This is a genomic window from Pseudomonas sp. Marseille-P9899 (genome assembly GCF_903166565.1).
Classification (GTDB): domain Bacteria; phylum Pseudomonadota; class Gammaproteobacteria; order Pseudomonadales; family Pseudomonadaceae; genus Aquipseudomonas; species Aquipseudomonas huaxiensis.
This window is the reverse complement of record NZ_CAESCG010000002.1, coordinates 349,427-361,166: the sequence shown is the minus strand read 5'-3', so window position 1 is coordinate 361,166 and position 11,740 is coordinate 349,427. Positions and strand designations below refer to the sequence as shown.

General features: G+C 64.5%; 12 protein-coding genes. 6 read left to right on the top strand and 6 right to left on the bottom strand.

Going from position 1 to position 11,740, the window contains the following annotated elements; genetic code table 11:
- Window positions 1-86: 86 nt before the first annotated feature.
- Window positions 87-485, top strand: coding sequence for a YbaY family lipoprotein (locus HWV67_RS10880; RefSeq protein ID WP_175651234.1), 399 nt, complete (start codon window positions 87-89; stop codon window positions 483-485).
- 38 nt (window positions 486-523) lie between these two features.
- On the top strand, window positions 524-1,213 hold the full coding sequence (locus HWV67_RS10875; RefSeq protein ID WP_095154114.1) for a DUF4197 domain-containing protein: 690 nt from the start codon (window positions 524-526) through the stop codon (window positions 1,211-1,213).
- Between the two features lie 64 nt (window positions 1,214-1,277).
- Here HWV67_RS10875 and HWV67_RS10870 read toward each other — a convergent pair whose 3' ends face one another.
- The 3 genes from HWV67_RS10870 to HWV67_RS10860 all read right to left on the bottom strand — a co-directional run bounded on the left by HWV67_RS10870 (window position 1,278) and on the right by HWV67_RS10860 (window position 6,475).
- Window positions 1,278-4,346 (bottom strand): efflux RND transporter permease subunit, encoded by a 3,069-nt coding sequence (locus HWV67_RS10870; RefSeq protein WP_110968257.1) that lies wholly within the window; start codon window positions 4,344-4,346, stop codon window positions 1,278-1,280.
- 6 nt (window positions 4,347-4,352) lie between these two features.
- On the bottom strand, window positions 4,353-5,453 hold the full coding sequence (locus tag HWV67_RS10865) for an efflux RND transporter periplasmic adaptor subunit (RefSeq protein ID WP_110968256.1): 1,101 nt from the start codon (window positions 5,451-5,453) through the stop codon (window positions 4,353-4,355).
- A gap of 113 nt (window positions 5,454-5,566) precedes the next feature.
- On the bottom strand, window positions 5,567-6,475 hold the full coding sequence (locus HWV67_RS10860) for a LysR family transcriptional regulator (RefSeq protein ID WP_175651924.1): 909 nt from the start codon (window positions 6,473-6,475) through the stop codon (window positions 5,567-5,569).
- A gap of 97 nt (window positions 6,476-6,572) precedes the next feature.
- Between HWV67_RS10860 and HWV67_RS10855 the strand changes: the two genes are divergently transcribed.
- From HWV67_RS10855 to HWV67_RS10845, 3 genes are all read left to right on the top strand, one after another.
- On the top strand, window positions 6,573-6,878 hold the full coding sequence (locus tag HWV67_RS10855) for a putative quinol monooxygenase (RefSeq protein ID WP_175651233.1): 306 nt from the start codon (window positions 6,573-6,575) through the stop codon (window positions 6,876-6,878).
- Window positions 6,879-6,891: 13 nt separating this feature from the next.
- Entirely contained in the window at window positions 6,892-7,740 is an 849-nt protein-coding gene (locus HWV67_RS10850; RefSeq protein ID WP_175651232.1) for a type 1 glutamine amidotransferase domain-containing protein, read from the top strand.
- A 103-nt stretch (window positions 7,741-7,843) separates the two neighbouring features.
- The gene (locus HWV67_RS10845; protein ID WP_175651231.1) at window positions 7,844-8,479 is read left to right on the top strand and encodes a TetR/AcrR family transcriptional regulator; all 636 of its coding nucleotides are present in this window, start codon (window positions 7,844-7,846) and stop codon (window positions 8,477-8,479) included.
- 80 nt (window positions 8,480-8,559) lie between these two features.
- On the opposite strand, the gene HWV67_RS10840 is transcribed toward HWV67_RS10845, so the two are convergent.
- Entirely contained in the window at window positions 8,560-9,339 is a 780-nt protein-coding gene (locus HWV67_RS10840) for a class I SAM-dependent methyltransferase (protein WP_175651230.1), read from the bottom strand.
- A 90-nt stretch (window positions 9,340-9,429) separates the two neighbouring features.
- Between HWV67_RS10840 and HWV67_RS10835 the strand changes: the two genes are divergently transcribed.
- Window positions 9,430-10,050, top strand: a complete 621-nt coding sequence (locus HWV67_RS10835; RefSeq protein WP_110968253.1) for an energy transducer TonB — start codon at window positions 9,430-9,432, stop codon at window positions 10,048-10,050.
- Between the two features lie 139 nt (window positions 10,051-10,189).
- On the opposite strand, the gene HWV67_RS10830 is transcribed toward HWV67_RS10835, so the two are convergent.
- Together HWV67_RS10830 and HWV67_RS10825 are read right to left on the bottom strand one after the other, a co-directional pair.
- Complete coding sequence (locus HWV67_RS10830; RefSeq protein ID WP_175651229.1) at window positions 10,190-10,882, bottom strand: extensin-like domain-containing protein; 693 nt, start codon at window positions 10,880-10,882, stop codon at window positions 10,190-10,192.
- 5 nt (window positions 10,883-10,887) lie between these two features.
- Window positions 10,888-11,718: an isocitrate lyase/PEP mutase family protein gene (locus HWV67_RS10825; RefSeq protein ID WP_175651228.1), complete on the bottom strand. Its 831-nt coding sequence runs from the start codon at window positions 11,716-11,718 to the stop codon at window positions 10,888-10,890.
- Window positions 11,719-11,740 lie beyond the last annotated feature (22 nt).

Sequence of the window (11,740 nt, the reverse complement as noted above, 5' to 3'; positions counted from 1 at the left end):
GACAGTTGTGCGGGAAGTCGATTACCGAAAAATCCGCTAAAGTCCTCGATGCCGGTCACAAGCCGGCATCAAGGACAGGAGACCCCATGAAAAAACTCTTTACGCTGTGCTGCGCCTCACTGCTTGCAGCCTGCTCCAGCCACACCCCCGACTCGAAAGCCGCGCTGGATGGCGAGGTTTTCTACCTGCAACGCATCGCCCTGCCGCCCGCCGCCACGCTCGATGTCAGCCTGCTCGACGTCTCGCTGGCCGACGCCCCGGCGGTGACCCTGGCGCGCCAGAGCGGCAAGGTTTCCGGCCAGGTGCCGCTGCCTTTCCACCTGCAATACAACCCAGCCCAGGTCAAACCCGGCCACCGCTACGCGGTGAGCGCGCGGATCGAGCTGGACGGCAAGTTGCTGTTCATCAGCACCGAACAGCACAGCGTCAAGCTCGACGGCAACGACCCACAACCGCTGCGGATCAAGGTTGATCAGGTCCGCTGATGTCCCCGTTCAATCGCTCCCCGATGAAGGATGCTGCCATGTTCCGCCCCGCTCTCACCTTTACCGGCCTGTGCGCAGGCCTGCTGCTGTCGGCCAGTGCCATGGCCCTGTCGCTTGGCGACCTGAGCCAGAAAGACGCCGCCGGCGGCCTGAAAGACGCCCTGACCCAAGGCGCGCAGATTGCCGTGAAACAACTGGGTGCGCCTGGTGGTTTCAGCAACAATCAGGACGTACGTATCGAGCTGCCGGGTAAGCTCGGCAAAGTCGCGAGCAAAATGAAAATGCTTGGCATGGGTGAACAGGTCGAGCAACTCGAAACCAGCATGAACAAGGCCGCCGAAGCGGCTGTTCCGCAAGCGCAGGCGCTGTTGGTGGACGCGGTGAAGAAAATGACCGTGGATGACGCCAAGAACATTCTCAGCGGCGGCAACGACTCCGCGACCCAGTACCTGAGCAAGACCAGCCGGGAACAGATCCGCGCCAAGTTCCTGCCGATCGTCAAGCAGGCGACCGACCAGGTTGGCCTCGCCAAGCAATACAACAGCTTCGCCGGACAGGCCGCGAGCCTTGGCGTGGTGGATGCCAAGAGCGCGAACATCGAAAGCTATGTGACCGAACAGGCGCTCAACGGGCTGTTCGAGATGATCGGCAAGCAGGAAGAGACCATCCGCCAGAACCCGGCGGCAGCGGCGACCAGCCTGGCCAAGAAGGTGTTTGGCGCCCTCTGATCCTGCGTTGCACCGCCCCACAGGGTTTCGGGCCTGCCTGGAGAGATCCAGACAGGCCCGAAACTCACTCCTCCCGCTTGACCCTGAACCACGCCGCATACAGCGCCGGCAGGAACAGCAAGGTCAACGCCGTCGCCACGATCAGCCCGCCCATGATCGCCACCGCCATCGGCCCGAAGAACACGCTTCGTGACAGCGGAATCATCGCCAGCACCGCCGCCAGGGCGGTCAGCACGATCGGCCGGAAGCGGCGCACCGTCGCCTCGATGATCGCCTGCCAGCGACCCAGCCCCGCCGCGATGTCCTGCTCGATCTGATCCACCAGGATCACCGAGTTACGCATGATCATCCCCGACAAGGCGATGGTCCCGAGCATGGCGACAAAGCCGAACGGCTGGCGGAACACCATCAGGAACAGCACCACACCGATCAGCCCCAGCGGCGCGGTGAGGAACACCATCGCCATCCGCGAGAAGCTGCGCAGTTGCAGCATCAACAGGGTCAGCACCACCACCACGAACAGCGGCACGCCGGCGTTCACCGAGTTCTGCCCGCGCGCCGAGTCTTCGACCGTGCCGCCAACATCAAGCAGGTAACCATCCGGCAGCTCGGCCCGCACCGACTCCAGGGTCGGCAGGATCTGCTTGACCAGGGTCGCCGGCTGATCCTTGCCGTAGATGTCGGCACGAACGGTCACGCTCGGCAGGCGGTTGCGGTGCCAGATGATGCCTTCCTCGAAGCCGTATTCCAGGGTCGCCACCTGCGCGAGGGCCACGCTGCGGCCATTGTCGGTGGGCACCGACAGGCTCGACAGATGAGCCAGTTGGGTGCGCTCTTCCTGGGTACCGCGCAGCAGGATCTCGATCAGTTCGTTGTCCTCGCGGTACTGGCTGACGCTGCTACCGGTCAGCGAGCTTTGCAGGAACCTCGACAGGTTCGCCGTGCTGACGCCAAGTGCGCGGGCGCGGTCCTGATCGATGTTGAGGTAGACCACCTTGCTCGGCTCTTCCCAGTCCAGGTGGACGTTGGCCACGTGCGGGTTCTCGCGCACCTTGGCCGCCACCTTGCGCGCCAGCGCGCGGACCTGCTCGATATGCTCGCCGGTCACCCGGAACTGCACCGGATAGCCCACGGGCGGGCCGTTTTCCAGGCGGGTCACCCGCGAACGCAGGTCGGGGAATTGCTCATTGAGGGTTTCGATCAGCCAGGTGCGCAGCGCTTCGCGGTCTTCGATGGTTTTCGCCAGCACGACGAACTGAGCAAAGCTGGCCGCCGGCAACTGCTGGTCAAGCGGCAGGTAGAAACGCGGCGAACCGGTGCCGACGTACGCCACATAGTTGTCGATGCCCGGCCGCGCCTTGAGCAACGCCTCCACGCGCTTGACCTGCTCGGCGGTGTTGGCCAGCGATGCGCCTTCCGCCAGCTTCAGGTCCACCATCAGTTCCAGGCGACCGGAGGCCGGGAAGAACTGCTGCTCGACGAAGCGGAAGCTCATCACGCTGCCGACAAACAAGGCGATGGTCAGCACGATCACCGTCTTGCGCCGGGCCACGCACCAACTCACCACGCGGCGCACGCGCTGGTAGAACGGCGTGCCATAAGGGTCCGTCTCGCCCTCGCCCGTGCCGTGTTTTTCCCGGTGCAGTTTCGCCAGGTCCGGCAACAGGCGCTCGCCCAGATACGGCACGAACACCACCGCAGCCACCCACGAAGCCAGCAGGGCGATGGTCACCACCTGGAAGATCGAGCGGGTGTATTCGCCGGTGCCGGACTGCGCGGTGGCGATGGGCAGGAAGCCCGCCGCAGTGATCAGCGTGCCGGTGAGCATCGGGAAGGCGGTGCTGGTCCAGGCATAGCTCGCCGCCTTGAAGCGGTCGAAGCCCTGTTCCATCTTGATCGCCATCATCTCCACGGCAATGATCGCGTCGTCCACCAACAGCCCCAACGCCAGCACCAGCGCGCCGAGGGAAATTTTGTGCAGGCCGATGCCGAGGTAATACATCGCGGCGAAGGTCATCGCCAGCACCAGCGGAATCGCCAGCGCCACCACCAGGCCGGTGCGCATGCCGAGGGAGAAGAAGCTCACCAGCAACACGATCGCCAGTGCTTCCACCAGCACGCGGACGAACTCGCCGACGCCGGTCTTCACCGCCGCAGGCTGGTCGGAGACCTTGCGCAGTTCCATGCCCGCCGGCAGGTTGTTGGCAATGCGGGCGAACTCGACTTCCAGCGCCTTGCCCAGCACCAGAATGTCACCGCCGGCCTTCATCGAAACGGCTAGGCCGATGGCGTCCTCGCCCATGAAGCGCATGCGCGGCGCGGGTGGGTCGTTGAAGCCGCGGTGCACCTGGGCGACATCGCCGATACGGAACGTGCGCTCGCCCACGCGAATCGGGAACTGTTCGATCTGCTCGACGCTGTCGAAGCGCCCGGTCACCCGCAATTGCAGGCGCTCGGTCGGCGTTTCGAAGAAGCCCGCAGTGCTCACCGCGTTCTGTTCTTCCAGCGCTTTCTGCACCGCCTCCAGCGGCAGGCCGAGGGTGGACAGCTTGGTGTTGGACAGCTCGATCCAGATTTTCTCGTCCTGCAGACCAACCAGCTCGACCTTGCCGACGTCCTTGACCCGCTGCAGTTGAATCTGCACGCGGTCGGCGTAGTCCTTGAGCACGCCGTAGTCGAAACCGTCGCCGGTCAGAGCGTAGATGTTGCCGAAGGTGGTGCCGAACTCGTCGTTGAAGAACGGCCCCTGGATACCCGGCGGCAGGGTGTGGCGGATGTCCGCGATCTTCTTGCGGATCTGGTACCACAGCTCGGGAATCTGCGCCGAATGCATCGAGTCGCGGGCCATGAAAGTGACCTGCGATTCACCGGGCCGCGAGAACGACACGATCTTTTCGTACTCGCCGGTCTCCATCAGCTTCTTTTCGATGCGCTCGGTGACCTGGCGCGAGACTTCCTCGGCGCTGGCGCCCGGCCACAAGGTGCGGATGACCATGGCCTTGAAGGTGAACGGCGGGTCTTCGCTCTGACCCAATTTGGTATAGGACAACGCCCCGACGATAGCCAGCAGGAGCATCAGGAACAGCACGATCTGCCGGTTGCGCAAGGCCCAGGCGGAGAGGTTGAAACCCATCGGGACTTACTCCTTGGCCGCCAGATTCACCACGCGATTGGACCGGTCCACCGGCCGTACTTCCTGCCCCTCGTGCAACACATGACCGCCAGCGGCGACCACCCAGTCGGACGCGCTCAGGCCTTCCAGCACCGGCACGCTGTCCTGACCATAGGCGCCGACCCGTACCGGGGTGCGTTTCAGGGTGTTGTTGGCATCGACACGCCAGACGTAGGTCTGACCGTTCTCCGCGCTCAGCGCCGAGAGCGGCACCGCCAGCGGGATCTGCTCGGCGTGCTGGATAAAGACCCGGGCGCTCTGGCCCAGCTCGGCCGGCACCTTGCCGGTGTTGAAGGCAATGCGCGCGGCGAAGGTGCGCGAACGCGGGTCGGCGGCGGGCGACAGCTCGCGAATACGGCCCTCGAAGCGCTGGCCGGGTTGCGACCACAGCTCCACGGCGACCGGCTGGCCCACCGCGAAGCGACCGAAGTTCTGCTCCGGCAGACTGATCAGCACCTCGCGCTCACCATCGGCGGCCACGGTGAACACGGTCTGGCCGGCAGCGACCACCTGGCCGACTTCCACCTGACGCTTGGCGACCACACCGTCCTGAGTCGCGCGCAGCACCGAATACCCGGCCTGGTTGCCCGCCACGTCGAACTCGGCGCGCATCTGCTTGACCCGAGCCAGGCCCGAGCGATAGAGGTTTTCCGCGTTGTCGTACTGCGAATGGCTGACCATCTGCCGGTCCAGCAGCGTCTTGTAGCGGTCGCGCTCGGCCTGCACCAGATTCAGGTTGGCCTCGGCGGCGGCCATCTGCGCGCGGGTCGCTTCCAGTTGCAGGCGCACGTCCTGCGGGTCCAGCTCGGCCAGCGGCTGATCGGCCTTGACCCGTTGCCCCTCCTCCACCAGCCGCTTGCTCACCTTGCCGCCAATGCGGAACGCCAGCTCCGGCTCGAAGCGCGCGCGCACCTCGCCGGGGTAGCTGTCCACCGCCGCCGATGCCGGCTGCGGCTGCACCACCATGGCGGGACGGATGACGGTGGGCGGCGTGCTTTCCTGCCCGCAAGCGGACAACAGCGCGATAAGAAGAGCGGGCAAAGCGACGGGCAAGGCATGGCGCAACATGGGAAATGACCTTTCGCGAAGGGTGCTTCGAATATTTATACTGACGGGTATATTAAATCAGCGTATGGCGTCGGGGAAGCTGGCTTTTAGCCCTCATTGCAGAGCGGGCCTCGCTACTCCCGCAACGCAGCCACCACCCGTTGCCTGAACCAGCGCCGTAGCGGGTCCGCGTGGGTGCGCTCGTGCCAAATCTGCATCACTTCCACTCGCGGGAGGTCCAAAGGCAGCGGATGAATGCGCAGGTCAGGATCGCGCTCCACGGCTTCCTCAGCCAGTGACCGCAAGCAGGTCAGTAGCAGATCAGTGCCGCGGACCAGCCGGGTGGGCGCGACGAAACTGGACAGGCCGGCCACCACTCGCCGCTGTAGTCCCCGTGCCTGAAGCGCCCGGTCCACCAGGCCGTCGAGGTCACCGGTGAGGGTGGTGAGCAGGTGTTCGCAGGCGAGAAACGCCGGCAGGTCCATGCCGTCGTTCAGACGCGGATTACTCCGCGATGCCAGCACCACGAAGTCCTCGCCGAGCAGGCGCTGTTGATGGAAGGTGTCGGGCAGGTCCTTGTAGAAGCCGGCGATCGCCAGGTCGCAAGTGCCCTTTTCCAGTTCCTCGCGGGGCAGCTCGCCCCTTGTGTTGTGGGTGATCAGCACCAGATTCGGCGCCTGCTCGCGCAATACCGGCAACAGCCGCGGCAGCAGTGTCTGCTCCATGTAGTCGGTGCTGTAGAGATGTAGCCGCTCGGCGCGGGCCAGGAAGTCCTGGTCGTCGCAGAGGTCATAAAACGCCTCCAGCTCAGCGACCAGCCGCTGGACATGAGGCGCCAGTTCGTGGGCGCGGGGCGTGGGGGTCAGCCCGCGAGGTGCGCGGACGAACAGCGGGTCACCGAACTGATGGCGCAACTTGTTCAGCTTGTGGCTGAGGGCCGGCTGGCTGAGCGCCATGCGCGCGGCCGCCACGGAGGCGTTGCGCTCCTGGTAGAGCACATGGAACACCAACAACAGATTCAGGTCTTTCTTGGCGATATTCATTTTTTGGAATACAGACATAAAAGCTTTCGAATTATCGAATCATAGGGGCGTCTCTAAGATGGCGTCCATTGACTGCGATTAACATCGGGAGCACCGCATGACCCTCAGCATCTTCGCCACCATCAGCCCCAAGCCCGAATACCTCGATGCGCTGGAACAGGCCCTGCGCCTGATGGTGCGCCATTCCCGCAGCGAGCCGGGCAACCTGCGCTACGACCTGTTCCTGCGTGACGGCGAATCGCCGACGTTCGAACTCTTCGAGTTGTACCGCGATGAAGCCGCCGTCGAGGCTCATCGCCAAAGCCCGCATTACCAGGCATACCGCAGCGCCACTGCGCACTGGCTGGCCGCACCCACCCAGGTGCGCCTGGCCCGCCCACTGGACCTCGCTCCCTTCAACTGAGCTGGAGAATGCAATGACCAAGACCACCAAAATCGCGCTGGCCGTAGCCGGCGCGCTGCTCGCGGGCACCGCCACCGCCGCGCCCAAGGGCGAAGTGCTGGTGCTGCTGTCCAGCGAAAACGTATTGCCCCTGAAAGACGGCAAGCACTACGCGACCGGCTACTACCTCAATGAATTCGGTGTCCCGGCCGACCAACTGATCAAGGCCGGCTACAAGCTGGTGCTGGTCACGCCGAAAGGCAACGCGCCCAGCGTCGACCAGCGCTCCGTCGATCCGCAGTACTTCGCCGGCGATGCCGCGGAAATGCAGCGCATCGAGAAGGTGGTGCAGGGCTTGCCGGACATCAACAACACCCTGTCGATCAAGGAGGTACTGTCGGGTGATCTGGATCGCTATGCCGGGCTGTTCATCCCGGGCGGTCACGCGCCACTGATCGATCTCGCCAACAACCCGGAAGTGGGCGCCCTGCTGCGGCATTTCCATCAGGCCGGCAAGCCGACCGCAGCGATCTGCCATGGCCCGATTGCACTGTTATCCGCCCAGGCCGACCCGGCCGGTTATCAGGCGGCGCTGGCGCGTGGCGAGAAACCGGCAGCCAGAGACTGGATCTATCAGGGCTACCGCATGACCATCTTTGCCGACCCGGAAGAGCAGGTGTTCGAAAGCTCGCTCAAGGGCGACCGCATCCTCTTCTACCCGGCCAAGGCAATGGCAGGCGCGGGCGGCAACATGAGCTATGCCACAGCCTGGAGCCCGAATGTGGTAGTGGACCGCGAACTGATCACCGGGCAAAACCCGTTTTCTGATCATGAGGTGGCGAAGGCGCTGGTGAGCAAGCTGGGGGAAGCGGGCAAACAATGATCGTGGGGGCATAGTGGGCTTGGCCGGTCGTCACGCGAGGATTGCGCTCGACAGGCCATGCACATGTACCATGTGTCCCTTCGAAACCTGTAAACACGAGCCAATGCCCAACGATTCCGCAGTGTCCACCGGCCCTGGCCGGCCCAAGGACCTGGCCAAGCGCCAGGCCATTCTCGAGGCCGCCAAGACGCTGTTCCTCACTAATGGCTATGCCAGCACCAGCATGGATGCGGTCGCGGCAGCGGCGGGTGTGTCGAAACTCACGGTCTACAGCCACTTCAACGACAAGGAAACGCTGTTCACCGAGGCGATCGTCGCCACCTGTCAGGCGCAATTGCCCGGCTTGATCTTCGAATTGCCTGAAGGCGTGCCGCTGGAGCAGGTGCTGCTGAAGATCGGGCGCGGGTTCCAGGTGCTGATCAATAGCGATCATTCGGTGAAGCTGCATCGCCTGATCATTGCCCAGGGCCCGCAGGATCCGAAGCTCGGGCAGATTTTCTTCGAGGCGGGGCCGTTGCGGGTGCTGCGCGAGACCGAGGCGTTGCTGCGCCTGGCGGATGAGCGGGGAATACTGCGGGTGGCCAATACCTCTACGGCAGCCGAGCATTTCTTCTGCCTGCTCAAGGGTGGAGCGAACTTCAGGTTGCTGCTGGGCTGCGGCGGGCCGTTGGAGGCCGAAGACGCCGAGGCCCATGTGCGAGAGGTGGTGGAACTGTTTTTGCGGGCTTATCGGGTGTGAAAACTTGAGGGCCTGATCGCCAGCAAGGGCAGCGCCGCCCGGCCCGCTCCCATGAGGTTCAGACCGGGGCCTCGAAAACGCTAAGGCTTCAGCGCCTTCTTCGGATAGATGTCATAGCGACTGGATTTCCCCTCCAGGCTATGACTCGGCTTCGGCCCGTCGATGATCGGCGCCTTGCGCGGGCGTTTGACCACCACCCGGTGAGTCGCCAGCGCCAAGGCTGCTTCGAGCAGCGCAGGAGCATCGAGGTCATCGCCCACCAGCGGGCGGAATACGCGCATTTCCTTTTTCACCAGGGCGCTTTTGTCGCGATGCGGGAACATCGGGTCGAGGTAGATCACCTGCGGCGCCTCGCCCTGCCAGTCGCGCATGCGCTCGATGGCGTTGCCGTGCAGCAGGTTCATCCGCGCGACGATCGCACCCACTTCGGCATCCCCCGCAGCGCGGGCCAGGCCATCTTCCAGCAGCGCCGCCACCAGCGGCTGACGCTCGATCAACTGCATCTGGCAGCCGAGGCTGGCGAGCACGAAAGCATCCTTACCCAGACCCGCCGTGGCATCCAGCACCTGTGGCCGCACGCCTTGGGCGATACCCACCGCCTTGGCGATCATCTGCCCACTGCCGCCACCATAAACCCGTCGATGCGCCGCGGCGCCCTCGACGAAGTCCACCCGCACCGGCCCCGGCGCCTGCGGACCGAGTTGCTGGATCTGCAGCCCTTCAGGTCCGACCTGCACGGCGAACGCGGCGTCGTCATCCTGCAGCGGCAGGCCCAGCCGCGCCGCCCACTGCTCGGCCCGCGCCTGATAGTCCGCAGCCAGAGCCTCGACCCGGATCCCGCCTTCCAACCGCTGCTCCACGCTCACCTTCCTGCTGAAAAAAAGTTAAAGATCGGCGACGACTGCCGATAAAAAAAGTACGCGCTATTTTGCCAGAGCTCTTCGACGACCATGTCAGAGATTGTTCAACTTCCTTCCGGCTACATTTCACCCGTTGGTGACTATGCCCGGCACAACACCCAGACCCTCGGCGGCGTCAGCCACCTGTGGTCGGACTTCTTTGCCCGCGCCCTGGCCGCGCAGCAGGAAGAAGGTGTCGTGCAGGCGCCGCTGCCGGTCGAGGAAGTGAATGTCGAAACTGGCGAACCCATCACCGGTAGCCAGACCCTGGCGCAGATTCACAGCCAGCGCCTGTGCAACGTGCAAGACACCGAAATCACCCCGCCCGAGCCGCTGTTCCTGCCGATCGCCGAGTTCGAGCTGGACCTGCTGGACAAGCCCGCGCCACCGTTCAGCGCCGCCGAACTGATCGAACAACAGCGCCAACTGGACACCACCAGCAGTTGGGTCCGCCCGGTCGTCATGCACCAGGGGCATCCGCACCCGGAGCCAGGCCCGGCGCCGTCGTCGTACCCGCTGCATCTGCCGATCGCCGAGCTGGAACGCAACCTGCTGGATCCGGCTCCGGAACCGTTCGACGAAATCACCCTGGCCAAGCAGCAGCACGACCTGGAATTCGACCTGCAATGGGCGCGGCCGGTGGTGCTGAACAACGTGCGCATCGCCGCCTAGGCTCTGTATGAGAAGCCTTGAGACGAAGGTCAGGCAAGGCGAAAACAGCCGAGGAAGCGGAGTTTACTGGTTGTAAATGAGCATTCCGAGGCTGTTTTCAACGCAGCATCACCGAGTATCAAGGCTTTTCATACAGAGCCTAACGGCAGATCTGCCAGCCGCCCATATCCAAATGAAAGTGGTTGTGATGGGCCGCGTTGTAGTCCGGCCCCAACACCGTATTGAAACTCTCGCAGGCCCCCGCGTGGACCTGACGCAGAAATTGCGCCTTGGGCCCCTCCCCGTTCCAGTCCTTTTGCAGCTCGATGCGCTGGCCGTCTTTCAGGCGAAAGCCGGCGATATCCAGAGCGTTGGCGCTGGCGTGTTGGCTGCGCCGGCCTTCGGCGCGGTTGTACATATTGCGGCAGGCGTAGCTGCCCAGATGATCCACCTGCACCACCGGCTGGCCGAAGACCCGTTGCGCCGCCGGTTGCAGGCCGTGGCGCTCGAACAGGGCGAAGGCCACCGCCACTGGGCAGGTAGCGAGAAAGCTGCTACTCAGCCGCATCGGCGCGTCCTGGACCCGCACCACATTGCTCAGCGGGCAGGTCGCACTCGCAGGGCTATCGGCCTGCACGGTGTAGCGCAGGCCGGAGGTGGCCAGTGTCTCGGCGCAGCGCTGGGGATCATCGCGCAGCCGTCCGAGCTTCCACGAGGTCAGCAGGTTCGGCGGCGAGCGCACATCCAGCGGCGCCCACGGATTCCATTCGTCCGGCAGGCGCCAGCCCTGCTTCCAGCCGTAGAACGCCGCGGCGCCCAGCACCGCCAGCAGCACCAGCCCGCCGTAGCGCACGGCGGTCAGCGCCGGAACATCTGGTTCAACTGATCGAACGGCAGCGCCTGCTCGGCGTAGTCGAAACGCCCGTCACCGCGAATGCGCTTCGCCGCATCGAAGAACGCACCGTAGGCGGCGCGGGCCAGCGATGAGCCGACGCTGATGCGCTTCACGCCCAGCGCCTGCACGTCCTCGAAGGTGAGCGTCATCCCGCTAAGGCCCATCAGCAGGTTCACCGGTTTCGGCGCCACTGCCTGCACCACCCGGCGAATATCCTCGGCGCTGCGCAAGCCGGGCGCGTAGAGCACGTCGGCGCCGGCTTCGGCAAAGGCTTGCAGGCGGGCGATGGTGTCGTCCAAGTCGTTACGCCCGTGCAGGAGGTTTTCCGCACGGGCGCAGAGCATGAACGGGAAATCCAGGCTGCGGGCAGCGGCCACGGCGGCCTCGACCCGCTCCACCGCACGGTGGAAGCTATAGATCGGCTCGTCTTCGCGGCCGGTTGCGTCTTCGATGGAACCGCCGACCAGCCCGATACGCGCCGCTTGCAGGATGGTCTCGGCGCAGCCGGAAGGCTCGTCGCTGAAGCCGTTTTTCAGGTCCGCCGCGACCGGCAAGGCGGTGGCATCGACGATAGACAAGGCGTTGTCGAGGGTCTGTTCACGACTGAGCGCACCTTCGGCGTCTGGCCGGCCCAGGGAAAACGCCAGTCCCGCGCTGGTGGTGGCCAGGGCCTCGAAGCCCAGGCTGGCGAGCATTTTCGCCGAGCCCGCATCCCAGGGATTGGGAATCACGAAAGCGCCGGGGCGCTCATGCAGGGCTTTGAACGCTTCGGCACGCAGGGTTTGCACATCCATGGTCGGAACTCCCAGGCAGACG

Bases quoted from the DNA above. Each gene is read 5' to 3' on its own strand.
- HWV67_RS10855 (WP_175651233.1), top strand. From the start codon at position 6,573: ATGACCCTCAGCATCTTCGCCACCATCAGCCCCAAGCCCGAATACCTC.
- HWV67_RS10865 (WP_110968256.1), bottom strand. From the start codon at position 5,453: ATGTTGCGCCATGCCTTGCCCGTCGCTTTGCCCGCTCTTCTTATCGCG.
- HWV67_RS10850 (WP_175651232.1), top strand. From the start codon at position 6,892: ATGACCAAGACCACCAAAATCGCGCTGGCCGTAGCCGGCGCGCTGCTC.
- HWV67_RS10845 (WP_175651231.1), top strand. From the start codon at position 7,844: ATGCCCAACGATTCCGCAGTGTCCACCGGCCCTGGCCGGCCCAAGGAC.
- HWV67_RS10860 (WP_175651924.1), bottom strand. From the start codon at position 6,475: ATGAATATCGCCAAGAAAGACCTGAATCTGTTGTTGGTGTTCCATGTG.
- HWV67_RS10825 (WP_175651228.1), bottom strand. From the start codon at position 11,718: ATGGATGTGCAAACCCTGCGTGCCGAAGCGTTCAAAGCCCTGCATGAG.
- HWV67_RS10875 (WP_095154114.1), top strand. From the start codon at position 524: ATGTTCCGCCCCGCTCTCACCTTTACCGGCCTGTGCGCAGGCCTGCTG.
- HWV67_RS10870 (WP_110968257.1), bottom strand. From the start codon at position 4,346: ATGGGTTTCAACCTCTCCGCCTGGGCCTTGCGCAACCGGCAGATCGTG.
- HWV67_RS10835 (WP_110968253.1), top strand. From the start codon at position 9,430: ATGTCAGAGATTGTTCAACTTCCTTCCGGCTACATTTCACCCGTTGGT.
- HWV67_RS10880 (WP_175651234.1), top strand. From the start codon at position 87: ATGAAAAAACTCTTTACGCTGTGCTGCGCCTCACTGCTTGCAGCCTGC.